The organism is Nocardioides sp. P5_E3, assembly GCF_054049275.1.
The window spans coordinates 111,471-136,193 of record NZ_JBFUMR010000005.1 but is presented as its reverse complement, the minus strand read 5'-3'; the positions used below and the strand labels follow the sequence as shown (position 1 = coordinate 136,193).

Sequence of the window (24,723 nt, the reverse complement as noted above, 5' to 3'; positions counted from 1 at the left end):
TCTTGGCAGGATGGCCGTATGAGCACTGACAGCACCCAGCCCCGCACCGCCGTCGTGACCGGGGCCTCGAGCGGCATCGGTGCCGCGACGGCCCGCGCCCTGGCGGCGGCGGGCTTCCGCGTCGTCTGCGCCGCCCGCCGCACCGATCGCATCGAGGACCTCGCCGCCGAGATCGGGGGCGAGGCCATCACGTGCGACATCACCGACCAGGCGTCGGTCGACGCGCTCGCCGCGGCGGTGCCGGCCTGCCACGTGCTGGTCAACAATGCCGGCGGCGCCGTCGGGGTCGACCGGGTCGACGGGGCCGACCTCGACGCCTGGCGCTGGATGTACGACGTGAACGTCCTCGGCCTCGTCCGGGTGACCAAGGCGCTGCTGCCCGCCCTCCGCGCCAGCGGCGACGCGGTGATCGTCAACGTCGGGTCGACGGCCGGGCGCTGGGCCTACGAGGGCGGCGCGGGCTACACCGCCGCCAAGCACGGCGTGAAGGTGGTGACCGAGACGCTGCGGCTCGAGCTCAACGGCGAGCCGGTGCGCATCAGCGAGGTCGCCCCCGGGATGGTCCGGACCGACGAGTTCTCGCTCGTGCGCTTCGACGGCGACCAGGAGAAGGCCGACGCGGTGTACGCCGGCGTCGACCAGCCGCTGCTGGCCGAGGACGTCGCCGACGCCATCACGTGGGTGGCCACCCGGCCCTCGCACGTCGACATCGACGAGCTGGTGATCAAGCCGCGTGCCCAGGCTGCGGCACACAAGGTCCACCGCTCCTGACGCCCGGGCCCGTCGCCGGACGCCTGCGCAGCAGGCGAGACGGCGGCGGGCGCGGGCGTGTGCATGGAAGACTGCCGCGCGTGAAGACCATCGGACTCGTCGGCGGCATGAGCTGGGAGAGCAGCGCGGTCTACTACCGCGACCTCAACCTCGGGATGCGGGAGCGCCTCGGCGGGCTGTCCTCACCCAGGCTGGCGCTCACGACGGTCGACTTCGCCGAGGTCACCCACCTCGAGGACGACGAGCACTGGGACCAGGTGGGGACGCTCCTCGCCGACGCCGCCCGCGGGGTCGAGCGGGCCGGTGCCGACTTCCTGCTGCTGTGCACCACGACGTTCCACAAGGTCGCCGACCAGGTCGAGGAGGCCGTCGGCATCCCGCTGCTCCACCTCGGCGACGTCGTCGCGGAGGCGGTCAAGGCCGCGGGGGTCGAGACCGTCGGGCTGATCGGCACCAAGGTCGCGATGTCTGAGCCGTTCTTCGTCGACCGGCTGGAGGCCCACGGCCTGTCGGTCGTGGTGCCCGACACCTCCCACCACGACTTCCTCAACGACGCGATCTACGAGGAGCTCGTCCACGGTGTCGTGCTCCCCCGCACGCGCGGCCGGGTCGTGTCGATCATCGAGGAGCTGTGGGACGCCGGCGCCGGCGGCGTGCTGCTCGGGTGCACCGAGCTCGAGCTGCTGGTCAAGCAGGCCGACGTCGAGCTGCCGGTCTTCCCCTGCACGACGCTGCACGTCCAGGCCGCGCTCGACGCGGCCCTCGCCTGAGGCTTCGTGACGGTCGCTCCGCGACCTCCTCAACCAGCGGACAGCGGCAGGCCGTACGCCGTCGAGAGCCAGCGCAGGCTGGTCCACGCGGGCGAGAGCAGGTCGGTCGCGCCGGCGGACGCCGGCAGGCCGACCCGGAGCACCTGGGAGCGGGCTCCCTCGGTGCTGACCAGCAGCTCGTCCCCCGCGAGGGCGATGCCCTCGCCCTGGTCCTGGTCGGGCAGCGGCCACGACTCGACGCCCTGCCACGACGGGAACGCCGACAGGTGGGCCGTCGTGTAGGTGCGCATGACCACCCCTCCCCCGCCCGGCAGGAAGGTGGCGTCCGTGACGAGACCCGGCGCCTGGCCGACCTCGGTCAGGCGGTTGGGCCGGTCGGCGCGCAGCCGATGCGGGGCGGCGTACACCGTGCCGGAGAAGACGCCCTTGGAGACGAGGAAGAGCTGGCCGGTCACGGGGTGGCTGACCAGCGCCTCGGCGTCACGCGCGCCGTCGGGGTAGACGAGCTCGTAGGCCTCTGGCACGACGTCGCGGTCGCCGCGCCCGACCGACACGCGGAGCACCGACACCGACGCGCGGGCGTGCTGGTTGTCGCCGATGTCGGCGACCCACACGTGGCCCGGGCCGGCGGGGGCCAGGGCCTCCACGTCCTCGGGATCGGTCGCCCACCTGGTGACGCCGACCGTGGCGCCGGTGGCGGGGTCGACGGCGAAGACCCGGCCCGAGTCGCCGGAGTCGTTGGTGGTCACGACGAGGCCGTCCACGGCGACCAGCCCGCTGGACTCGACGATGTCGGGGTCGGTGAACCGGAAGGCCACCTCGTCCGCCGCGTCCGGGACGCCGGCAGCGGCACCGAGGAGGAACGGGACGGTCACGACCGCACCCAGCAGCAGATGCGTCCCCTTCACCCCGACACCGTAGTCGTGGGCCGTTCGTCGTACCCGGACGACCACTCGCCGCGCCTCCTCCTCAGGTGTGGGGACAGGTCGACCACCCGTCCGTAACGTGACGCGGGTCATCTCGGGAAAGGATGCGCATGTCGCGCCTCGACAAGCAGGCCATCGTCGCCGGTCCGGGCTACAGCCGTTGGCTGATCCCGCCGGCCGCGCTGGCCGTCCACCTCTCCATCGGCCAGGTCTACGCGTTCTCGGTCTTCAAGAACTCCTTGGTGGCCGACTTCGACACCAGCCTGACCGCGATCGGGTGGGTGTTCTCGCTCGCGATCGTGATGCTCGGGCTCTCCGCCGCGGTGCTCGGCACCTGGGTGGAGCGGTCCGGGCCCCGCAAGGCGATGCTCGCGGCCGCCCTCTGCTGGGGCACGGGCTTCTTCGTCGGCGCGGCCGGCATCGCGACCGCCCAGCTGTGGCTGCTGTACCTCGGCTACGGCGTCATCGGCGGCATCGGCCTCGGCATCGGCTACATCTCACCGGTCTCGACGCTCATCAAGTGGTTCCCCGACCGGCCGGGACTCGCGACTGGCCTGGCGATCATGGGTTTCGGCGGCGGCGCGCTCATCGCCGCACCACTCTCCAATCGGCTGATGAGCGCCTTCGACCCCGGGTTCGTGCCCACCGAGCCCGGCGCGGTGGCGTCGGGCTCGGCCCTGTCGCAGACCTTCATCACGCTCGGCGTGGTCTACACGGTGTTCATGCTGATCGGCGCCGCTCTGATCCGAGTGCCACCCGGCCATGGCGACGACCAGACTGCCGAGCACTCGCCCGGCACCAACGGCGCGCTCGTGCGCGCGTCGAATGCCGTCCGGACCCCCCAGTTCTGGTTCCTGTGGGTCGTGCTCTTCTGCAACGTCACCGCCGGGATCGGCATCCTCGAGCAGGCCGCACCGATGATCCAGGACTTCTTCCGGGTCGGCGGGGTCAGCTCGATCTCGGCCGCGGCGGCGGCCGGCTTCGTCGGCGTGCTGTCGCTGGCCAACATGATCGGCCGGTTCGTCTGGTCGAGCCTGTCCGACCGGATCGGCCGCAGGGGCACGTACGTGATGTACCTCGGCGTCGGGCTCGTGCTCTACCTGCTGCTGGCACTGTTCGGCAGCTCCAGCACCTTCGTGTTCGTCGCGCTCGCGGCCGTGATCATCTCCTACTACGGCGGTGGGTTCGCGACCGTGCCTGCCTACCTGAAGGACCTCTTCGGGACGCTCGAGGTGGGCGCCGTGCACGGGCGACTGCTGACCGCGTGGGCCGCCGCGGGCGTCGCCGGCCCCCTCATCGTCAACGGGTTCCTCGACCAGGCCGGCGAACCTGGCTCGCTGGTCGCGGCCGACTACCGGCCCGCGCTGCTGACGATGGCCGGCGTGCTCGCCGTCGGGTTCGTGGCCAACCTGATGATCAGACCCGTCTCGGACACCCACTTCGACCACGACGCGCACGCGGCCAACGAGGACCGCATCTCCGACCGACTGGGGGCCACCCGATGAGCACCGACGCGAACACCAGCCCTGCCCCGACCACCGACCCGGCCACGACGAGCCCGCTGCTGATCGCCCTCGCCTGGCTGCTCGTGGGCATCCCCCTGGCCTACGGCCTGTGGCAGACGCTGGTGAAGGCCTCGGCGCTCTTCACCGGCTGATCCTCCGCTGGTCGGCGCCGGGCCAACGCCCGGTCACGGGCCGAGCAGCTCGCCGAGCCGGGGCTTCACGGCCCAGGCGGCGAGCAGGTCGTCGTACTCGCGAGCCGCGTCGGAGCCGTCGGCCCCGGTGCGCACCGCCCGCAGCAGCGTGTTGCGCGGCGTGTGGGCGCTCTCGACGAACTCGACGACGTCGACGCGGTAGCCCTCCCGGCGCAGCAGCGCGGCGCGGAGGGCGTCGGTGAGGGTGTCGGCGAAGCGCTCGCGCAGGATGCCGTGGCGGGTGATCATCGCGTAGGGCTCGGGCACGTCCGTCGTGCGGAGCTGGGCGGCGATGTCGTGGTGGCAGCAGGGGGCGGCGAGGACCAGCGGGGCCTCCCACTCCAGCGCGCGTCCGAGGGCGTCGTCGGTCGCGGTGTCGCAGGCGTGCAGGGCGAGCACGACGTCGGGCGCCTGGTCGAGCCGGGCATCGGCGATCGACCCGACGACGAAGTCCGCGTCGATGCCGAGGTCGGCCGCCACGCGCGCGTTGTGGTCGGCGGACTGCTGCTTGACGTCGACGCCGGTGACCCGCACCGGGAGGCGGTCGGACAGGTAGGCGTGGGCGGCGAACGTGAGGTAGGCGTTGCCGCAGCCCAGGTCGACCACCCGCAGCGGGTCGTCGGCGGTCGGGGTGCGCACCCGCCCCTGCGCGACGGCCTCGGTGAGGCTCGCGTCGAGCAGCCGGACGAACTCCTCCACCTGGCGGTACTTCGCCTGCCGGGTCGGCTTGACCCGCCCCTGCGCGTCGCTGATCCCGAGCGCGACGAGCACCGGGTGGTCCTCGGCGAGCAGCCGGTCCTTGGGCCGGTCGTGGCCCCGGGACGGCGCGACCTCGTCGGTGCGCGTCGAGGTGTGCAGCAGCGGCACGCCCTTCTTGGTCACCCGCAGCTGGTGGGTCTCGGTGGCGGTGTCGACGTGCCAGTTGGCGAACGGCTCCGCGAGCAGCGCGTCCACCGCCGCCTCGGCCGCCTCGCCCACGAGGTGGTTGGTGGTGTGCGCCTGCGTGGCGTCGTACGACGTCACCTGCAGGTGGCGCCCGGCCCGCAGGTCGACGACCCGCACCTCGACGCGACGCACCTCGCGTCCCTCCACGACGGGCACCGGGTGGCCCTTGCGCCGACCGCTCGCGAGCGCGCGCACGAGGTGGTCGGCGTCGAGGATCGCCGAGCGGACGGTGGCGAGCCCTGCCTCCGCAGGAGTGCTCACAGGACGGCGGCGAGGACGACGATGAGGATCAGTGCCCCCAGCGCCACCGGGATCACGAGTCGACGGTGGCGGGGGTTCATGCCCCCATCCTAGTGACCGGCGGGGCGGCCACTCATTCCTCGCGCGTCGCCGCCCGGAGGCGGGGTCACCAGTGCTCGAGGGACTCCTGGAACACGGTGGCCAGGTCCTCGGCCGTGACCTCCACGGGTGCGGTGGCGAGCAGGCGCTGCTGCTTGAGCGCCCCCTCGACCAGGTCGTCGACGTCGGCCTGGCCGAAGCCGAGCTCGGCCAGGCCGCTCGGCAGGCCGACGTCCCGCATCAGCCGGCGCAGCACGTCGGGGAGCGGCTCGCCGGTGCCACCGAGGAGCTCGGCCGCACGGCGGTGGCGCTCGGGCGCCGCGTCGTGGAGGAACGCGAAGGCGGCGGGCGCGGTCATCACGACGGCCATCCCGTGCGGGACGATCGGCTCGTCCGCGGGATAGCCCTCGGGGCGGTAGTCGCGGACCCGGCCGGCGATCGGGTAGGCGCAGGCGTGCGGCACGTGGACGCCGGCGTTCCCGAAGCCCAGCCCGGCGAAGGTGGCGGCGAGGGCCATCTGCTCGCGCGCCTCGGCGTCGGAGCCGTCGCGGACCGCGCGCCGGAACGCTCCGGCGAGGAGCGACAGGGACTTCTCGGCCCACATGTCGGCGATGGGGTTGGCGCCGCAGTAGGGCACCCGCTGCTCGGGCTGCTTGGCGTCGAAGTCGGCGAACCACCGCGCCGTCCAGCTCTCGAGCGCGTGGCAGAGGATGTCCATGCCCGCCGACGCGGTCACCATCGCGGGCTGCGTCATGGTCAGGTCGGGGTCGACGACGGCGAGGGTGGGCCGCAACCGGGCGTGGGAGATGCCGGTCTTCACCTCGAGCGCCAGGACGTCGAGCACGCAGATGGTGGTGGACTCGGCTCCGGTGCCGGTGGTCGTCGGGACGGCGACGAGGGGCAGGAGCGGGTGCTCGGGCGCCCGGCCGCCGCCGACCGGGGCGTTGACGTAGTCCATCAGCTCGCCGGGGTTGGTCAGCATCAGGTCGACCGCCTTGGCGGTGTCGATGGACGAGCCGCCCCCGACCGCCACCACGGCGTGGAAGGGACCGCTCGCGCGAGCCGCGGCGACGGCTGCCTCGAGGGAGGCATCGGTCGGCTCCACGCGGGCCTCGCCGTAGACCACCACCTCGAGACCGCGGGACCGCATGCCGTTGGCGATCCGATCGGGGTGCCCGGTGGCCGCCACGCCGGGGTCGGTGACGAGCAGGACCCGCCGCGCCGCCTCGCCCGGGACGTCGCGGCACAGCTGCTGGACGTCCCAGCCGATCTCGTCGCTGGCGCCGCGGCCGAACTTCAGCCCGGGTGCGGCGTAGGTGAAGACGCTCTCAGTCACGCTCTGCTCCCAACGCGTAGGTGACGACGTCGAGCACGTCGACCTCGCCCGATGCGATCCGTGCCGTAGGCACCCATGCGACGGCGTCGGTGGTGCCGTCCACCTCCACCACCCGCGGCTCCCCGTCGGCGACGCTCGCCCGGTAGACGAGGTGCACGCCGTGGTAGTCCTCGATCCGCCCCGACGGGGCGGTGCCGGAGAAGTGGGTGTCGTGCACGCCGAGCAGGGCGCCGACCTCGCACGGCAGCCCGCACTCCTCCTCGACCTCGCGGGCCAGCGCGACCGACGGGTGCTCGCCGTGGTCCACGCCCCCGCCGGGCAGCGTCCACCGCCCGGGGTGTGCGGCGGTGGACGAGAGCCGGGTCAGCAGCACCTCGTTGTCGCCTCCGGCGCAGCGGGTGACGACGGCGTACGCCGCGACGCGCTGCAGCCGGAACGGCTGGTGGTCGACGAGGGCCTCGGTCACGACGGACGACACCGGGACGGCGCCCGAGGCGACGTCGTCGAGCGCCTTCCAGGCGGCCTCGACCGTGGAGCCGTCGACCTCGACCACCCGCGGGGCGGGCGCGTCGGGTGGCACCCAGCCCTCGTAGACCAGCCGGATCGCGTGGGCGTCGACGAGCTGCCCGTCCCGGGGCGAGCGGGGCATGTGGGCGCTGTAGACCCGGGCCCGGTCACCCACCGTGGCGTCGAGGCCCGCCTCCTCCTGCACCTCGCGGATCAGGGCGTCGCGCGGGTCCTCGCCGTGGTCGACGCCGCCCCCCGGGAGGGTCCACAGCTCGGAGCGCGAGACGCGCGGCGCGAGGCGGCTCAGCAGGATCTCGACCCGACCGCCGCGCTCGCGGAGGATGACGGCGTACGCCGCCACCCGCTGTCGCCTCGGCAGGGATCCCATGCGCCCAACCTAGTGAAGTACGGTGAGCGCCGTGCCCCCCGCGTCCCGAGATCCGTGGCTCGACAACGTCAAGATGGTCCTGATCACGCTGGTCGTCGTGGGGCACTCGATCGGGCTGGTCGAGGCCAGCGCGGGCAGCCACTGGGTCTACGACTTCATCTACCTGTGGCACATCCCGGCCTTCGTCTTCGTCAGCGGCTACCTCTCGAAGTCCTTCGAGTGGGACCGCCGCCGGATGAAGAGCCTGGTCTACACGCTCCTGGTCCCCTACCTGCTCTTCGAGCCGGCCCTGTTCTACTACCGCCGCGAGGTCGTCGGCGAGGGCGTCACGGGACCGCTGTGGATCGAGCCGCACTGGACCATGTGGTACCTCATCGTGCTGCTGATGTGGCGCCTGATCACCCCGATCCTCAAGCTGCACTGGCTCTTCCTGCCGCTGTCGGTGATCGTCAGCCTGGTCGGCGGAGTCTGGGACACCGAGGCGCTGATGATCCCGCGCTTCCTCGGCCTGCTGCCGTTCTTCGTGCTCGGCCTGCACCTCAAGCCCAGGCACCTCGCGCACCTCGACGACGTGTGGGTCAAGATCGCGGCGGTGCCGATGCTCGTCGGCATCGGGATCATGGCGCTCTACACCGACACCTGGGCGGAGTCGGCGCTGCTCTGGTACGACACCGGGTACTCCGAGATCCCGATCGACAACGAGATCGTCTTCCAGACCCGCCTCACCGTGATGATGGTCGGGCTGCTCGGCGCCTTCTCGGCGATGTCGCTGGTGCCGCGGCGCAACCTCGGCTGGTTCACCACGATGGGCAGCGCCACGATGGTCATCTACCTGTTCCACGGCTTCGTCATCAAGACGTTCATGGCGCTGGGCTGGCCCGACTTCACCGCCGCCTACCCGACGATCGGCCTGGTCCTGACCGTCATCGGCGCAGTCGGCCTCACCTTCTTCCTCGCCTGCCCGCCCGTGCGGCGGGTGCTCGAGCCGTTCACCAACCCGCTCGGCTGGCTGGAGGCGCGCCGCCGGGCCCGGGCTGGCTCGGCCCCCACGTCGGTCTGACCGCGGCGCGCGGCACGACGTCGAGGTGGACGGCCTCGAGGCGGGTCGGTGCGTGCCCGCCGAGGTGCGCGGGGTACCACGGCGCGTGCTCGTCGGGCCGCGGCCGGTGGTGCGACAGCTGCTGGAGCTCCTCGAGCTGCTCGGTGAGCACAGCGCCCAGCCGGTGCGTCCACGCAGTGAGGTCGTCGTCGGGCCCGATCGTCAGAGGCGGACCGAAGCTGACGTCGATCCGACGACCGCGGGTGAGGTCGGGACGCGGCTCGCGACCGCGCTCGTCGGGCATGCCGACCGAGTAGACGCGCTGCGAGCCCCACAGCGCCACAGGGACGACGGGGACGCCGGTCTCCCGGGCCAGGCTCGCCACCCCGCGCATCAGCGACCGGACGGTGTAGGAGTAGCTGATCCCTGCCTCGGGGAACGCACACACCGCCTCTCCGTCGCGCAGCAGCCGGCGCGCCACGACGTACGCCCCGGCCGGGGCCTCGCGGTCGACCGGGACGTGCCGCATCGCGCTCATCGCCCGCGCCACGCCGGGCACCTGCCACACGTCGTGGCGGGTCATGAACCGGATGTAGCGGCCCGACGACCGGGCAGCGTCCTGCAGGAACACGAAGTCCGGGTACGACACGTGCGTCGCCGCGATCAGCACGGGGCCCTCGGTCGGCACGTGCTCGGCACCGAGGCCGGTGACCTGCATCCCGAGCGCGCGCATGCCGGCCCTACCGAGCGCGACGGCCGCCCGGTAGGTGTGCTCCCGGCTCACGCGAAGGGTGGCCGGGCGTCGCGCGCCACGGAACGGCGGCCCGCCCAGCGCCAGACCCGTGCCGCGCGGTCGCGGTCGGCGTCGTCGACGAGGTTGCCCATCCAGCGCAGGGCGAGCGTCATCAGCCAGTCGGAGCGCATCCCGACCGGGCCGAGCGCCGAGACGACCTTCGGCTGGGTGGCGATCCCGGCGAGGCGGCGGGCGATGGAGAACGCCTCGCCGTAGTGCTCCACCAGCGTGGAGCGCCACGCCTCACCGAGGCCGACGCCGCTCGCGATGTGCTCGGCGACGAGGCGACCGGTCTCGAGGCCGTAGTCGATGCCCTCGCCGTTGAGCGGGTTGACGCACGCGGCGGCGTCACCGATGAGGGCCCAGTTGGGGCCGGCGACGTTGCTGACCGCGCCCCCCATCGGCAGCAGCGCCGAGGTCGGCATCCGCAGCTCGCCCGAGAGCCCGAAGTCGGCGCCGATCGTGTCGGCGTAGGTCTGCATCAGGGGCTTGATCCCGACCTCGGCGGGCCGCCGGCTCGTCGCCAGCGTGCCGGCGCCGAGGTTCACGGTGCCGTCGCCGAGCGGGAAGATCCACCCGTAGCCCGTCACCAGCTCGCCCTGGTCGTCGCGCAGCTCGAGGTGCGAGCTGATCCACGGGTCGTCGCTCATCTCCGAGTCGACGTAGGAGCGGCCGGCCACCGCGTAGACGGTGTCACGGTGCCACTCGCGCCCGAGGAGCTTGCCGAGCGGCGAGCGGACGCCGTCGGCCACGACCAGCCACCGGCAGGCGACCTCGTAGGTGCCGTCGGCGTCGCGCAGCTCGACCGCCACGACCCGCTCCCCCTGGCGGCGTACGCCGACCGCGCGGGCGCCGTCGACGGCACGCGCGCCGCTCTTGATCGCCACCGTGCGCAGGTGGTCGTCGAGCTCGGTGCGGGCGACGGCCGAGCCCCAGTCGGGCAGCGAGCCGCCCGGCCACGGCAGCAGGAGCGTCTGGCCGAAGCCGTGGGCGCGCAGGCCCTCGTTGACGGTGTGGGCGCGCAGCCAGTCCTCGAGGCCGAGCTTCTGCATCTCCCCGATCGCGCGCGGGGTCAGCCCGTCACCGCACGTCTTGTCGCGCGGGAACGTCGCCGCGTCGGCCAGCACGACGTCGAGCCCGGCACGGGCGGCCCACGCCGCGGCGGCGGAGCCGGCGGGGCCGGCGCCGACCACCAGCACGTCGGCGGAGGTGGGGCGCGAGGAGGGCGGTGTCACGCGCGGATTCTCTCAGACGCCACAGGCGGACGGGTCAGCGGAAGGCCCGGTGCGAGAGCAGGTGCACCTCCGGGTTGCGGCAGCCCGTCGTCGGGTGGGCGAYGAACTGCGACCGGGTGGCGTCCGGCGCGTACACCCGGAAGCCCTCGACGTGGGTCGGCCGGCACCGCGCTCGCGGGTAGTTGGCCGCGACGGTCTCGGTGACGAGGCTGGTGGCCCGCTCCCCCGGCTCGAGCACGACACGCGGCGTCGCCCCGCCGTCGCGGTCGGCCGCCGCACCGACCTGGGTGCCGTCGCCGCCGAGGTAGGAGAGCCCGCCGTAGCCCTGCACGACGCAGGCACGGTCAGAGGTGTTCCGCAGCCGGACCACGCCGTAGCGGTGTCCCGCCGCCGCGTCCCGCGCCCGGTAGTCGGCCCGCAGGTCGGCGGAGCGGCACTCCGGGGTCGCGGTCGTCGTCCGCGCCTCGGAGGCGCTCGCGGATGCAGGCTGCCCGCCGTGGGCGTGCAGCGTCGCGACCAGCACGACCGCGCAGAAGGCGAGCATGGACCAGAGGGTGCGGTGCCACAGCGATCGGACCATGACGTCCAGTGTGCGTCGCGGCCCAAGTGGCGTCGGCGCGACGCCGGGCGCTCAGGTCCACTGGTCGATCTCGATACGCACAACGCCCGCCCTCGCGAGCGAGGGCGGGCGTTTCGTGCTACTCGATCTGGATCACCGCACCAGAACTTCGAAGGCTCAGTTCTGGTACGAACCGAAGTCGAAGTCGTCGAGCGCGACAGCCTGCGACGACGGACCGAAGTCGTAGTCGTAGGAGTCGTAGCCGGTGACCGAGTAGGCCGCGGCGCGCGCCTCCTCGGTCGGCTCCACCCGGATGTTGCGGTAGCGCTCGAGGCCGGTGCCGGCCGGGATGAGCTTTCCGATGATCACGTTCTCCTTCAGGCCACGGAGGCTGTCGGAGCGCCCGTTGATCGCGGCGTCGGTGAGCACTCGGGTGGTCTCCTGGAAGGAGGCCGCCGAGAGCCACGACTCGGTCGCGAGCGAGGCCTTCGTGATGCCCATGAGGACCGGGCGACCCGAGGCCGGCTTGCCGCCCTCGGAGACCACGCGACGGTTCTCCTCCTCGAACCGCACCCGGTCGACCAGGTCGGACGGGAGCAGGTTGGTGTCACCGGACTCGATGACCGTCACGCGACGCAGCATCTGCCGCACGATGATCTCGATGTGCTTGTCGTGGATCGCCACGCCCTGCGACCGGTAGACCTCCTGGACCTCGTCCACGAGGTGCTCCTGGGCCTTGCGGACACCGAGGATGCGCAGGACGTCCTGCGGGTCGGGGGTACCGGACGTGATGTGGTGGCCGACGTTGATGTGGTCGCCGTCCTCCACGTTGAGGCGCGAACGCTTCGACACCGGGATCTCCTGGACCTCGGAGCCGTCGTCGGGGGTGACCACGACGACGCGGGCCTTGTCGGTCTCCTCGATCTTCACGCGACCGGCGGACTCCGAGATCGGCGTACGACCCTTGGGCGAGCGGGCCTCGAAGAGCTCGACCACACGGGGCAGACCCTGCGTGATGTCGTCGGCGGAGGCCACACCACCGGTGTGGAACGTGCGCATCGTCAGCTGCGTGCCGGGCTCACCGATGGACTGGGCGGCGATGATGCCGACCGCCTCACCGATGTCGACCAGCTTGCCGGTGGCCAGCGAGCGGCCGTAGCACTTGGCACAGGTGCCGGTGCGGGCGTCGCAGGTCAGGACCGAGCGGACCTTGACCTCGGTGACACCGGCGGCCACGAGCTCACCGATCTTGACGTCACCCAGGTCCTCGCCGGCGGTGGCGAGCACTTCACCCGACTCCGGGTGGAGGATCTCGGTCGCCGAGGAGCGGGCGTAGGCCGAGGTCTCGACGTGCTCGTCGTCGATCCGCTTGGGCAGGCCACGCTCGGTGCCGCAGTCGTCCTCACGGATGATGACGTCCTGCGACACGTCCACCAGACGACGGGTCAGGTAACCCGAGTCGGCGGTGCGGAGCGCGGTGTCGGCGAGACCCTTGCGGGCACCGTGGGTGGCGATGAAGTACTCGAGCACCGTCAGGCCCTCGCGGAAGTTGGCCTTGATCGGGCGCGGGATGATCTCGCCCTTCGGGTTGGCCACCAGACCACGCATGGCCGCGACCTGCCGGATCTGGTTCATGTTTCCGGAGGCACCCGAGTCGACCATCATGTAGATCGGGTTCTTGCGGTCGAAGTTGGCCTCCATCGCGCGACCGACCTCGGCAGCAGCCTGGGTCCACAGCTCGATGAGCTCCTGACGACGCTCGTCGTCCGTCATCACACCGCGCTCGTAGTTCTTCTGGACCTTCTCGGCCTGCGCCTCGTAGCGGGCCAGGATCTCGGCCTTGCTGTCGGGCGTGGTGACGTCGTCGATCGAGACGGTCACACCCGAGCGCGTGGCCCAGTGGAAGCCGGCGTCCTTGAGGGCGTCGAGCGAGGCAGCGACCTGCACCTTGGTGTAGCGCTCGGCGAGGTCGTTGACGATCGAGCCGAGGCGCTTCTTGCCGACCTCCTCGTTGACGAACGGGTAGTCCGCCGGGAGCGTGTCGTTGAAGTGAACACGGCCGAGGGTGGTCTCGAGCCGCAGAGCGGTCCGCTCCTCCCAGTCGGCGCCGAGCTCGAGGTCGAGCGGCGGCACCACATCGGTGAGGCGGATGCTGATCTTGCTCTGCAGCGTGATCTCGCGACGGTCGAAGGCCATGATCGCCTCGGCAGGGCTGGAGAACACGCGGCCCTCGCCGGGCTCACCCTCACGGTCGGCGGTCAGCCAGAACAGGCCGATGATCATGTCCTGCGAGGGCATGGTCACCGGACGGCCGTCCGACGGCTTGAGGATGTTGTTGGTCGACAGCATCAGGATGCGGGCCTCGGCCTGCGCCTCCGCGGACAGCGGCAGGTGCACGGCCATCTGGTCGCCGTCGAAGTCGGCGTTGAACGCGCCGCACACGAGCGGGTGGATCTGGATGGCCTTGCCCTCGATCAGCTGCGGCTCGAAGGCCTGGATGCCGAGGCGGTGCAGGGTGGGCGCGCGGTTGAGCAGCACGGGGTGCTCGGTGATGACCTCTTCGAGGACGTCCCACACGACCGGGCGGGCGCGCTCGACCATCCGCTTGGCGGACTTGATGTTCTGCGCGTGCGACAGGTCGACCAGGCGCTTCATGACGAACGGCTTGAACAGCTCGAGCGCCATCTGCTTGGGCAGGCCGCACTGGTGCAGCTTGAGCTGCGGACCCGACACGATGACCGAACGGCCCGAGTAGTCCACGCGCTTGCCGAGCAGGTTCTGGCGGAAGCGACCCTGCTTGCCCTTGAGCATGTCGGAGAGCGACTTCAGCGGCCGGTTGCCCGGGCCGGTGACCGGACGACCGCGACGACCGTTGTCGAAGAGGCTGTCCACGGCCTCCTGCAGCATCCGCTTCTCGTTGTTGACGATGATCTCGGGCGCGCCGAGGTCGAGCAGTCGCTTGAGGCGGTTGTTGCGGTTGATGACGCGGCGGTAGAGGTCGTTCAGGTCGGAGGTGGCGAAGCGGCCACCGTCGAGCTGGACCATCGGACGCAGGTCCGGCGGGATCACCGGGACGGCGTCGAGCACCATGCCGATGGGCTGGTTGCCGGTCTTGCGGAACGCGTCGACGACCTTGAGGCGCTTGAGGGCGCGGACCTTGCGCTGGCCCTTGCCGTTGGCGATCGTGTCGCGCAGCGACTCGACCTCGGCCTCGATGTCGAAGTCCTGGAGGCGCTTCTGGATCGCCGTGGCGCCCATGTGGCCCTCGAAGTACTTGCCGAACCAGGTCTTCATCTCGCGGTAGAGCAGCTCGTCGCCGAGCAGGTCCTGGACCTTGAGGCTCTTGAAGGTGTCCCAGACCTCCTCGAGACGCGCGATCTCACGGTTGGCGCGGTCGCGGAGCTGGTTCATCTCGCGGTCGGCACCGTCGCGCACCTTGCGCTTGGCGTCGGCCTTGGCACCCTCGGCCTCGAGGGTGGCGAGGTCGTCCTCGAGCTTCTTGGCGCGGTCCTCCACGGAGGTGTCGCGGCGCTTCTCGAGGCGCTCGCGCTCCAGGCCGACCTTGTTCTCCAGGGAGTCCATGTCGCGGTGGCGCGAGTCCTCGTCGACCGAGGTGATCATGTAGGCGGCGAAGTAGATGACCTTCTCGAGGTCCTTCGGCGCCAGGTCGAGCAGGTAGCCCAGGCGCGACGGGACGCCCTTGAAGTACCAGATGTGGGTCACGGGAGCGGCGAGCTCGATGTGGCCCATCCGCTCACGGCGGACCTTGGAGCGGGTGACCTCGACGCCACAGCGCTCGCAGATGATGCCCTTGAAGCGCACGCGCTTGTACTTGCCGCAGTAGCACTCCCAGTCCCGGGTGGGACCGAAGATCTTCTCGCAGAAGAGGCCGTCACGCTCGGGCTTGAGCGTGCGGTAGTTGATGGTCTCCGGCTTCTTGACCTCGCCGTGGCTCCACGTGCGGATGTCGTCCGCAGTGGCCAGGCCGATCTGGATCTGCTCGAAGAAGTTCACGTCCAGCAAGATGTGTTCCTTTGGTTGCTGTTTGAGTCAGGTAGCTGTGGGACTGGGGAGTCCGGGCGGCGCGAGCGCCGCCCGGACGTCACCTCAGACTTCTTCGACGGAGCTGGGCTCGCGACGGGACAGGTCGATGCCGAGCTCCTCGGCCGCCCGGAAGACGTCTTCCTCGGCGTCCTTGAGCGAGATCGCGCTGCCGTCCTGCGACAGCACCTCGACGTTGAGGCAGAGCGACTGCATCTCCTTGACGAGCACCTTGAACGACTCGGGGATGCCGGAGTCGGGGATGTTCTCGCCCTTGACGATGGCCTCGTAGACCTTCACGCGGCCCGGCACGTCGTCCGACTTGATCGTCAGCAGCTCCTGCAGGGCGTAGGCGGCGCCGTAGGCCTCCATCGCCCAGACCTCCATCTCACCGAACCGCTGGCCACCGAACTGGGCCTTACCACCCAGGGGCTGCTGCGTGATCATCGAGTAGGGGCCGGTCGAGCGAGCGTGGATCTTGTCGTCGACGAGGTGGTGCAGCTTGAGGATGTACATGTAGCCGACAGCCACCGGCTCCGGGAACGGCTCTCCCGAGCGACCGTCGAAGAGGGCGGCCTTGCCGTCCTCCTTGACCATCCGCTCACCGTCGCGGTTGGGGAGCGTCGCACCGAGCAGGCCGGTGATCTCGTCCTCGCGCGCACCGTCGAACACCGGGGTGGCGACCTTCGTGTTGGGAGTGGCCTTGTCGGCGCCGATGTCGATCAGGCGCTGCTTCCAGTCGGCGTTGCCCTTCTCACCGGACAGGTCGAGGTCCCAACCCTGCTTGGCGAGCCAGCCGAGGTGGAGCTCGAGGATCTGGCCGATGTTCATCCGTCGCGGCACACCCAGCGGGTTGAGCACGACGTCGACCGGGGTGCCGTCCTCCATGAACGGCATGTCCTCGACGGGCAGGATCTTGGCGATGACGCCCTTGTTGCCGTGGCGTCCGGCGAGCTTGTCGCCGACCGAGATCTTGCGCTTCTGGGCGACGTAGACGCGGACCAGCTGGTTGACGCCGGGGGGAAGGTCGTCGCCCTCCTCGCGGTCGAAGACCCGCACGCCGATGACCGTGCCGGACTCACCGTGGGGCACCTTCATCGAGGTGTCGCGCACCTCGCGCGCCTTCTCACCGAAGATCGCGCGGAGCAGGCGCTCCTCGGGGGTGAGCTCGGTCTCGCCCTTGGGCGTGACCTTGCCGACCAGGATGTCACCGGTGGTGACCTCGGCGCCGATGCGGATGATGCCGCGCTCGTCGAGGTCGGCCAGGCCCTCCTCGGAGATGTTCGGGATGTCCCGCGTGATCTCCTCGGGGCCGAGCTTGGTGTCGCGGGCGTCGACCTCGTGCTCCTCGATGTGGATCGAGGTGAGGACGTCCTCCTGCACCAGGCGCTGGCTGAGGATGATCGCGTCCTCGTAGTTGTGACCCTGCCAGGGCATGAAGGCGACGAGCAGGTTGGTGCCCAGCGCCATCTCGGCGTCGTCGGTGCAGGGACCGTCGGCGATCGGCGTGCCGACCTCGAGACGGTCGCCGGCCTTCACCAGCGGGCGCTGGTTGATGCAGGTGCCCTGGTTGGAGCGCTTGAACTTGGCCAGCTTGTAGGTCTGGTAGGTGCCGTCGTCGTTCATCGTCTCGATGGCGTCGGCGGACACCTCCTTCACCACTCCGGCGTTGTCGGCCACGACCACGTCACCGGCGTCGACGGCGGCGCGGTACTCCATGCCGGTGCCGACGAGCGGGCTGTCGCTGACGACCAGCGGGACGGCCTGACGCTGCATGTTGGCGCCCATGAGCGCGCGGTTGGCGTCGTCGTGCTCGAGGAAGGGGATCAGGGCCGTCGCGACCGACACCATCTGGCGCGGCGAGACGTCCATGTAGTCGACCTCCTCGGCCAGGATCGCGTCGACCTCACCCTTCTGCTGACGCACCAGGACGCGGTCCTCGACGAACTTCATCTTCGAGTCGAGCGGCGCGTTGGCCTGGGCGATGACGTAGCGGTCCTCGTCGTCGGCGGTCAGGTAGTCGATCTCGTCGGTGACGACACCCTTGACCACGCGGCGGTAGGGGGTCTCGACGAAGCCGAACGGGTTGATCCGACCGTAGGAGGCCAGCGAGCCGATCAGGCCGATGTTGGGGCCTTCAGGAGTCTCGATGGGGCACATGCGGCCGTAGTGCGACGGGTGGACGTCACGGACCTCCATGCCGGCGCGGTCGCGGGACAGACCACCGGGACCGAGGGCCGACAGGCGACGCTTGTGCGTCAGGCCGGCGATCGGGTTGGTCTGGTCCATGAACTGCGAGAGCTGCGAGGTGCCGAAGAACTCCTTCAGCGCCGCGACCACGGGACGGATGTTGATCAGGGACTGCGGCGTGATGGCCTCGACGTCCTGGGTCGTCATCCGCTCGCGGACCACGCGCTCCATGCGGGCCAGGCCCGTGCGGAGCTGGTTCTGGATGAGCTCGCCCACGGTGCGCATGCGGCGGTTGCCGAAGTGGTCGATGTCGTCGGGCTGGACCTTGACGGGAGCACCGTCAGGACCCTCGACGACGTTGCCCTCGGCGTCGACCAGGTCGGGCGAGTCGGCCTGGACACCCGCGGCGTGCAGCTGCACGACGTAGCGGATGGCGGCCACGACGTCGTCGATGGTCAGCGTCTGCTGGTCGAACGCCTCGTGGAGACCGAGCTTCTTGTTGATCTTGTAGCGGCCGACCTTCGCCAGGTCGTAGCGCTTCGGGTTGAAGTAGTAGTTGTTGAGGAGCGTCTGCGCGGCCTCGGCCGTCGGCGGCTCGCCCGGACGGAGCTTGCGGTAGATGTCGAGCAGCGCGAGGCGGGTGACCTCGTCGTTGACCTGCTCGGCGGTCGGGGCCTCGCCCCGCGCCTTCTTCTGCAGCTCCTCGTAGACGACCTCGTAGCGGACGCTGTCCTTCTCGAGGGTCAGCATCATCGACTCGTACTGACCGAACTCCTCGCGGATCTGGTCGGTGGTCCAGCCGAGCGCCTTGAGCAGGACGGTGACGTTCTGCTTGCGCTTGCGGTCCAGACGCACGCCCACCAGGTCGCGCTTGTCGATCTCGAACTCGAGCCAGGCGCCGCGGCTCGGGATGAGCTTGGCGGTGAAGATGTCCTTGTCGGACGTCTTGTCGGGGCTCGACTCGAAGTAGACGCCGGGCGAGCGCACGAGCTGCGAGACGACGACGCGCTCGGTGCCGTTGATGATGAAGGTGCCCTTGCGGGTCATCATGGGGAAGTCGCCCATGAAGACCGTCTGGCCCTTGATCTCACCGGTCTCGTGGTTCATGAACTCGGCCGAGACGTAGAGCGGGCGGGAGTAGGTGAAGTCCTTCTCCTTGCACTCCTCCTCGGTGTACTTCTCGTCGAGGAAGACCGGGTTGTCGAAGGAGAGCATCATGGTCTCGGAGAAGTCCTCGATCGGGGAGATCTCCTCGAAGATCTCCTGCAGACCGGTCTTCTCGGAGACGTCCTCACCGGCAGCCCGACGGGCAGCCACCTCCGCCTCCCAGCGCTCGCCGCCGACCAGCCAGTCGAAGCTGCTCGTCTGGAGCGAGATGAGGGGGGGAACCTCGAGAGGTTCGGTGATCTTTGCGAAAGAGGTGCGACGGTGGTTACCAGCAGAGCTGCGCACGGCCAAGAGGTGTCCTCACAGATGAGCGAGTGATCGGCGCCGCCGACCACCGCAACAGCCGTCCGGAAGGCGTCGGGCATCTGAGGGCAGGCGCAAGGAGACACGATAGCGCAACTCAGGACACGCCACAAACGCGGGGTCGATTTCCCAGAGGGTCAGCTCCACGCGTTGGCCATGACTATGAACGCCACGTCGCCCCGGGTCAAGCAGAACGCGCCGATTGGCCCCCGTTCTGCCGACCGTCGCCTTGCGCCGCACCTACCCCGGGGTGGGGGAGGTGATCAGGTCGTCGACCAGCCAGTCGCCGTCCACGCGCTGCATCGACACGGTCACCTGGTCCTTGTAGACCACCGGTTCGGCGTTGAGCTTGTTGGTCGTGGGGCGGTCCACGAAGACCAGCACCTGCACCCGGTCGTCGCTCGCCCGCACGACCCCGGAGGCGACGACCGAGGCGCTGACCTTCGTCTGCGTCTGCGGCGCGTTGTCCTCCAGGACCGTGAAGAGCTTGTCGTACTCCTCGCGGTAGCCCCCGGTCATCAGCGCCTGGGCCTCCCGCTGGTCGGCCTCGAGCGACTCGTAGTCGTACGACAGCACGGGTACGACGGCGCGCTCGGCGGCGACCTGGGCGGCCCGGGCAGCCGAGTCGTCCCCGGCGGCGGCGCCCTGCGTCCACGTCCAGGCGGTCGCGACCACCAGGCCGGCCGCCAGGACGCCCAGGCCGGCCAGGAGCCAGGTCGGTACGCCGCTCGATCCGCTGGTCGAGGAACGACGAATTCGTGTCACGAGTCCGGGCTGTGTCCGGGCCGGTCTCGTGTCGGGCGCCGGGGCGCCCTCGTCGACCAGCGGGGGCTCGTCGGCCACCTCCTCGGCCTCAGCTGAGGCCTCCGGGAGGGTCTCGTCGTACGCCTCCCGTGCGGGCGGGTCGAGGAGCACCTTCGCGGCCCGGTTGAGGGTGTCGAAGCGGCGGTCGCCCGGCTCGAGGTCGGCGATCCGGTCCTTCCAGGCGGCGCGGACATCCTCGTTCGAGGCGTCGCGCGGCACATCGAGGACGTCGTACCAGGTGGGTGCGTCGTTCACGGTGCGCTCCCCTCGGTGGTGCCGGCGCCGGCCCCGGGCTCGGCGGGCGCGCTCACGGGGGTGAAGTCGTCGACGAGCCACTCCCCCTCGATCATCACGAGGTCGACGGTGAAGCGGAACGGCAGCGGCTCCTGGTCGACGGTCCGCGCCTTCCCCGATCCCTGCTTGCCCGCGCCCTGCGAGTAGCTGTCGGTGAACGCCCCGGCGACCAGCACCCGGGCGGAGTCGTCGTCGACGGAGGAGACGGCGGTGGCGAAGACGTCAGCGGTGCGGGTGATGCCCCCCTGGGCGACGAGCTGCTCGGCCGTGGCCACCTCCTTGTCGAAGTCGGCGGCGAACTTGGGCGTGATCACCTCCCGGACCTGGTCGCGGTAGTCGGGCATCTGCCCGGAGTCGTCGAGCATGTCGGGGCTGTAGGTGCCGAGCCGCTTCACGAACTGGTCGGTCAGGCTCATCACCTGCTCGCGCTCCTCGGAGTGGTCGAGGCCGCCGTCGGCACTCGCGCGCCCGCCGGCCGTCAGCCAGACGAGCAGGGCGACGCAGGCCACGACGACGAGCGTGAGCGCGACGGCGAGGACGGTCCGCCACCGCGGCGGCCGCTCGGGGTCGCCGGTGGCGGACCCGGTCCCGACGGACCCGGTCTCGACGGACTCGCCCGGTCGGGCGAGGTCGGTCAGCACGGACATGTTCCCTCCCTGGAGCTGCGACCCCTCCTCCAAGGGGTCTGGAGGGTCAACGACCCGCTGCCCCGGACGTCACGCCCTCGCCCAGCAACGGCTCGAGGTAGAGCCACTTCCAGCTGTCCTCGCCCAGCGTGCGCGGCGCCGCCGCACGCGACCCGGTGAGCCGCTCGATCTCTGCGGGGTCGGACGTCACGGCGCCCGTCTCCGGGTCGTACGCGAAGTCCGCGGCACCCCATCCGGTGGCCGCGCGGGGCGCCTGGATGTTCTGCGCGCCGCGGGCGTTGGACTTCGAGGCGGGCTCGGTGCAGCCGGCGCCCTCGTCCATCGCGGCGTCGCTGCCGTCGAGAGGAGAGCGACGGTCGGTCCCCTCGTAGCCGCCCAGGCACACGTGCGGGTCCTGGGTGAGCACCATGCCGAAGTGGGCGTCGTACAGGCCGGTGCCGGGTGACCTCGACACGACGGTGTAGCCGCCCTCGACGACGTAGGGGTAGATCACCAGCAGCTGCTCGATGCCGTCGAGGTGCTTGACCACGATCTCGCCGGTGGTCACCAGGTTGTTGATGAGGTCGCCGAGCTCCACCTCGTTGTCCTCGAGGAAGACGCGCAGCTCGTTGGCGCCGAGCGAGCCGTCCTCGATCAGCCGGCGCAGGTCGCGGTCGTGGTTCGCCACCGTGGTGGAGAACACCGAGAGGTCCCGCGCGAACCGGCGGAACGCGCGCTCGGAGTCGATCTGCCCGTTGAGGACGGTGTTGCTGTCGCGGATCAGGTCGACGGTGACGTCGAAGTTCTGCTCCGCCGCGGTGATGAACTCGCTGCTGCTGTCGAGGATGGTCTGCAGGTCGTCGCCGGCTCCGTTGAAAGCGAGACCGAGCTCCGAGGTCACGGTGCGCAGGTCGTCCTGGCCGACGCTGCGGACCGTCTCGTCGAGGTGGGTCAGCAGGGTGTCGGTCTGGATCGGCGTCGTCGTCACGTCCCGCGCGATCTCCGAGCCGTCCTTCAGGTACGGCCCGTCGTCGCTCTGCGGCTGCAGCTCGACGTACTGCTCGCCCACGGCCGACCGGTTGCCGACCAGCGCGTGCGCGTCGGCCGGGATGTCGTCGTGCTCGTCCTCGATGTCGAGCACGAGGTCGACGCCGTCGTCGGTGAGGACCAGCTCCTTCACCTCGCCCACGCGCACCCCGCGGTAGGACACCTCCGCCCCCGCGAAGGCGCCGCCCGAGTCGGCGAAGTGCGCCACCACGGCATAGCTCTGGTCCATGACGAGGCGGTCGAGCCGCGCGTAGCGGGCGCCCACGAAGCTGACGCCCACCAGCGTGATGATCGCGAAGACGAGCAGCTGAAACTTGGTCCGGCGGGTGATCATCGCGTCACCATCGCCGGGACGAGGAGGCTCACGAGCGCGGGGTCGTACACCTCGGCGAGCTCGCCGATCGTCGGTCCGCGTCCCCTGTCGGGTGGGGCGTCGGCGGGGTACGCCCCGGGCCGGGGCAGGCCGGGAAGGGGCAGGCCGGGAACGGTGATCGTCGGCAGCGTCGGGACCGGGACGGTCGGCAGCGTGGGCGTCGGCAGCGGCACGGTCGGGTCGCCCGAGCCCCCGCAGAGGCCGGGCACGGGGTACTGCTTGCACACCACGCTGATGACCGAGCCCGGCAGGCCGACGCACGCCGCCGCGTCGCCGCGACGCAGTCCCTCGAGGCAGTCGTTGATCGCGTCGATCGCGTCCTGGCACAGCTTGCTGGTGTCGGGCAGCGGGCCGTCCTGCGGCAGGGCGCTCAGCGGGATGCACGCCTCGGTCGGCAGCGTGGTCGGGATCGTCGTCGGGATCCCGGTCAGGTCGACGTCGAGGGTGATCGACAGGTTGGTGTAGTCGCCCATGTGCAGGTTGCGTGCCACCTGGGGGTCCCGGCCGACGACCTCGTCGACGAACGGGTAGGTGAGGAAGACGTGGAACGCGTTGGTGAAGTCGTCACCGGACGCGGCGAGCTGGGTCAGCACCGGATCGAGGCGCTGCAGCGAGGTGATGGTGGCGCCCTTGGAGCGGGTGATCACGTCGACCGCGACCGACGACAGCCGGTCGAGGGCGGCGAGCATCTCGACGAGGTCGTCGCGCTGGCGGTCGATGGAGTCGAGCGCGCTGGGCAGCTCGTCCAGCGCCTTGTCGATCGTCGGCAGCTGCTTCTCCGCCGCCAGCGCGAGCCGGTTGAGGGACTCGATGGCGTCGACGATGTCGGTCTTGTTCTCGTCGAGCTGGCCGGTGAAGGTGCGCAGGTTGCGCAGCACGGAGCGCGCGGAGTCCTCCCGGCCCTCGAGTGCCCGGTTGAGCTCCTGGGTGATGGTCTTGAGCTGCGCGACGCCGCCGCCGTTGAGCAGCAGGCTCAGGGCGCCCAGCACCTCCTCGACCTCGGGGTTGCGACCGGCCCGCTCGATGGGGATGACCGCTCCGTCCCGGAGCCGGGACTCGATCGCGCCCTTGTCGGGGGCGCTCAGCTCGACGAACTTCTCGCCGAGCAGGCTGGTCTGGCGCAGCTCGGCGACCGCGTTGCCGGGCAGGTCCACGTCGCGCTGGATCTCGAGCGTGACGAGGGCCTGGTAGCCCTCGAGGTCGATGGCGGACACCTTGCCGACGCTCACGTCGTTGACCTTCACCGTCGACTGCGGCACCAGGTCGAGGACGTCGGCGAACTCCACCTTGACCGTCATCGGGTCCTCGCCCACGTCGGGTCCGCCCGGGAGCGGCAGCGAGTAGACGCTGGCCTCGCACGCTGACAGGAACAGCGTGACGAGCACGCCGAGGACGAGCACCTTGAGCCGGGTCATCGCTCCACCTCCGTGTCCGGCGCGACCAGGCCGCCGAGGGTCGGGTCGAAGACGTCCTGCGCGGGCAGCCGCGCCGCTTTTCGGTCGAGCGCACCGGCGCGGGGCCGGGCGAGCAGCTCGGTGATCCGGTCACAGACCTGCCCCGAGCGCTCGACCTGGCCGACGAAGCCGCACAGGAACGCGGCCGGGTCGATCTCGAGCTGGTTGATGGACTCGCCGAAGTTGGCGCGCGTGTCGAGCGTGCCGGCCTGGGGGTTGTAGGTCAGCGCGAGGTTGTTGAGCGCACCGGGTGCCACGTGGAGGATCTCGTCGAGGGCCGCACGCTGGCGCACCAGCACCTTGGCGACCCGGTTGATCCCGGTGATGTTGCGGCTCAGCGAGCCCTTGTTCTCCTCGACGAACTCCTTGACCGAGGTGAGCGCCACCGAGAGGTTCTGCGTCGCCGCGACCAGCTCCTCGCGCTCCCCCGCCAGCATCGTGGAGACGTCGGCGAGGGACTGGTTGAACTGGCGGACCGTCTGGTCGTTGTCGGCGAGGGTCTCCATGAAGCCACCGAGGGCCTCGACCGAGCCGAACAGCTCCTCCTTGTTGTCGGCGAGCGTGGAGCTGAGCCGGGAGTAGTCCTTGACCGTCTGCCGGAAGGTCGTGCCCTGGCCGCCGAAGTTGTCGGCGGTGACGGACAGCAGGTCGGAGAGGGCGCCGGACTTGTTGGCGCCGCGGGGCCCGAGGGCGACGTTGAGGCGGTCGAGGCTGTCGTAGATCTGGTCGAGCTCGAGCGGCTGCGCCGTCTCCTCGACGGTCAGCTCGGCGCCGTCGGAGAGGACCTTGCCGGTGCCGGGGTAGGCGGGTGTGAGCTGGACGTAGCGGTCGCCCACCACCGACGGCGCGATGATCACCGCCCGGGCGTCGGCCGGCAGCTTCACCTCGTCGTCGTACGTCATCGTCACGGTCACGTCGGTGCCGGTCGGCTCGACGCGCACCACCGTCCCGACGGCGACGCCGAGCACCCGCACGTCGCTGCCCTCGTAGACGGAGATGGCGCGCGGGAAGTGGGCGACGAGGGTCTTGGACGTGTCGCCGCCGAGGAAGCTGACGGCCGCCGCGACGACGAAGCCCAGCACGACGAGCGGGACGAGGAGGCGCTTCACGAGGTCCATGG

Annotated in this window: 19 protein-coding genes; 5 read left to right on the top strand and 14 right to left on the bottom strand. The window is 70.8% G+C overall.

From position 1 onward, the window contains the following. Positions 1–18: 18 nt before the first annotated feature. Positions 19–771 carry an SDR family NAD(P)-dependent oxidoreductase gene (locus ACXJKB_RS04575; RefSeq protein ID WP_457185845.1) on the top strand — a complete coding sequence of 251 codons (753 nt, stop codon included), beginning with the start codon at positions 19–21 and terminating at the stop codon, positions 769–771. A gap of 80 nt (positions 772–851) precedes the next feature. Next, positions 852–1,541, top strand: a complete 690-nt coding sequence (locus ACXJKB_RS04570; protein ID WP_457185843.1) for an aspartate/glutamate racemase family protein — start codon at positions 852–854, stop codon at positions 1,539–1,541. Positions 1,542–1,570: 29 nt separating this feature from the next. Here the strand turns inward: ACXJKB_RS04570 and ACXJKB_RS04565 are convergent, their stop codons facing one another. After that, positions 1,571–2,449 (bottom strand): hypothetical protein, encoded by an 879-nt coding sequence (locus tag ACXJKB_RS04565; protein ID WP_457185841.1) that lies wholly within the window; start codon positions 2,447–2,449, stop codon positions 1,571–1,573. A gap of 128 nt (positions 2,450–2,577) precedes the next feature. On the opposite strand from ACXJKB_RS04565, the gene ACXJKB_RS04560 reads away from it, so the two are divergent. Together ACXJKB_RS04560 and ACXJKB_RS04555 are read left to right on the top strand one after the other, a co-directional pair. After that, positions 2,578–3,972 (top strand): OFA family MFS transporter, encoded by a 1,395-nt coding sequence (locus ACXJKB_RS04560; RefSeq protein WP_457185839.1) that lies wholly within the window; start codon positions 2,578–2,580, stop codon positions 3,970–3,972. After that, entirely contained in the window at positions 3,969–4,124 is a 156-nt protein-coding gene (locus ACXJKB_RS04555; RefSeq protein WP_457185837.1) for an MFS transporter small subunit, read from the top strand. The genes ACXJKB_RS04560 and ACXJKB_RS04555 overlap by 4 nt, the downstream gene beginning before the upstream one ends. A gap of 33 nt (positions 4,125–4,157) precedes the next feature. Here ACXJKB_RS04555 and ACXJKB_RS04550 read toward each other — a convergent pair whose 3' ends face one another. The 3 genes from ACXJKB_RS04550 to ACXJKB_RS04540 form a co-directional block, all read right to left on the bottom strand. Further along, complete coding sequence (locus ACXJKB_RS04550; RefSeq protein WP_457185835.1) at positions 4,158–5,369, bottom strand: methyltransferase; 1,212 nt, start codon at positions 5,367–5,369, stop codon at positions 4,158–4,160. 145 nt (positions 5,370–5,514) lie between these two features. After that, positions 5,515–6,783 (bottom strand): hydroxyacid-oxoacid transhydrogenase, encoded by a 1,269-nt coding sequence (locus ACXJKB_RS04545; RefSeq protein WP_457185833.1) that lies wholly within the window; start codon positions 6,781–6,783, stop codon positions 5,515–5,517. Further along, a complete protein-coding gene (locus ACXJKB_RS04540) occupies positions 6,776–7,678 on the bottom strand; it encodes an NUDIX domain-containing protein (RefSeq protein ID WP_457185831.1) in 903 nt (300 codons plus the stop codon). Before ACXJKB_RS04540 ends, ACXJKB_RS04545 begins: the two co-directional genes overlap by 8 nt. A 31-nt stretch (positions 7,679–7,709) precedes the next feature. Here ACXJKB_RS04540 and ACXJKB_RS04535 point away from each other — a divergent pair, with 31 nt between their 5' ends. Next, complete coding sequence (locus ACXJKB_RS04535; protein WP_457185829.1) at positions 7,710–8,738, top strand: acyltransferase family protein; 1,029 nt, start codon at positions 7,710–7,712, stop codon at positions 8,736–8,738. Here ACXJKB_RS04535 and ACXJKB_RS04530 read toward each other — a convergent pair. The 10 genes from ACXJKB_RS04530 to ACXJKB_RS04485 form a co-directional block, all read right to left on the bottom strand. Then, complete coding sequence (locus ACXJKB_RS04530) at positions 8,668–9,501, bottom strand: lysophospholipid acyltransferase family protein (RefSeq protein ID WP_457185827.1); 834 nt, start codon at positions 9,499–9,501, stop codon at positions 8,668–8,670. The genes ACXJKB_RS04535 and ACXJKB_RS04530 overlap by 71 nt on opposite strands. Next, positions 9,498–10,745 carry a geranylgeranyl reductase family protein gene (locus ACXJKB_RS04525; protein ID WP_457185825.1) on the bottom strand — a complete coding sequence of 416 codons (1,248 nt, stop codon included), beginning with the start codon at positions 10,743–10,745 and terminating at the stop codon, positions 9,498–9,500. Before ACXJKB_RS04525 ends, ACXJKB_RS04530 begins: the two co-directional genes overlap by 4 nt. Positions 10,746–10,779: 34 nt before the next feature. After that, a complete protein-coding gene (locus tag ACXJKB_RS04520) occupies positions 10,780–11,325 on the bottom strand; it encodes a DUF4232 domain-containing protein (RefSeq protein WP_457185823.1) in 546 nt (181 codons plus the stop codon). Between the two features lie 156 nt (positions 11,326–11,481). Further along, complete coding sequence (locus ACXJKB_RS04515; protein ID WP_457185821.1) at positions 11,482–15,327, bottom strand: DNA-directed RNA polymerase subunit beta'; 3,846 nt, start codon at positions 15,325–15,327, stop codon at positions 11,482–11,484. A gap of 84 nt (positions 15,328–15,411) precedes the next feature. Next, complete coding sequence (rpoB, locus tag ACXJKB_RS04510) at positions 15,412–18,987, bottom strand: DNA-directed RNA polymerase subunit beta (RefSeq protein WP_457185819.1); 3,576 nt, start codon at positions 18,985–18,987, stop codon at positions 15,412–15,414. 258 nt (positions 18,988–19,245) lie between these two features. Next, positions 19,246–20,064, bottom strand: a complete 819-nt coding sequence (locus tag ACXJKB_RS04505; protein ID WP_457185817.1) for a J domain-containing protein — start codon at positions 20,062–20,064, stop codon at positions 19,246–19,248. Beyond that, positions 20,061–20,750 carry a hypothetical protein gene (locus ACXJKB_RS04500; RefSeq protein WP_457185815.1) on the bottom strand — a complete coding sequence of 230 codons (690 nt, stop codon included), beginning with the start codon at positions 20,748–20,750 and terminating at the stop codon, positions 20,061–20,063. Before ACXJKB_RS04500 ends, ACXJKB_RS04505 begins: the two co-directional genes overlap by 4 nt. Before the next feature lie 46 nt (positions 20,751–20,796). Next, complete coding sequence (locus tag ACXJKB_RS04495) at positions 20,797–22,110, bottom strand: MCE family protein (protein ID WP_457185813.1); 1,314 nt, start codon at positions 22,108–22,110, stop codon at positions 20,797–20,799. After that, complete coding sequence (locus ACXJKB_RS04490) at positions 22,107–23,564, bottom strand: MCE family protein (protein WP_457185811.1); 1,458 nt, start codon at positions 23,562–23,564, stop codon at positions 22,107–22,109. The genes ACXJKB_RS04495 and ACXJKB_RS04490 overlap by 4 nt, the downstream gene beginning before the upstream one ends. Continuing rightward, positions 23,561–24,721: an MCE family protein gene (locus tag ACXJKB_RS04485; RefSeq protein ID WP_457185809.1), complete on the bottom strand. Its 1,161-nt coding sequence runs from the start codon at positions 24,719–24,721 to the stop codon at positions 23,561–23,563. The genes ACXJKB_RS04490 and ACXJKB_RS04485 overlap by 4 nt, the downstream gene beginning before the upstream one ends. Between the last annotated feature and the right edge of the window lie 2 nt (positions 24,722–24,723).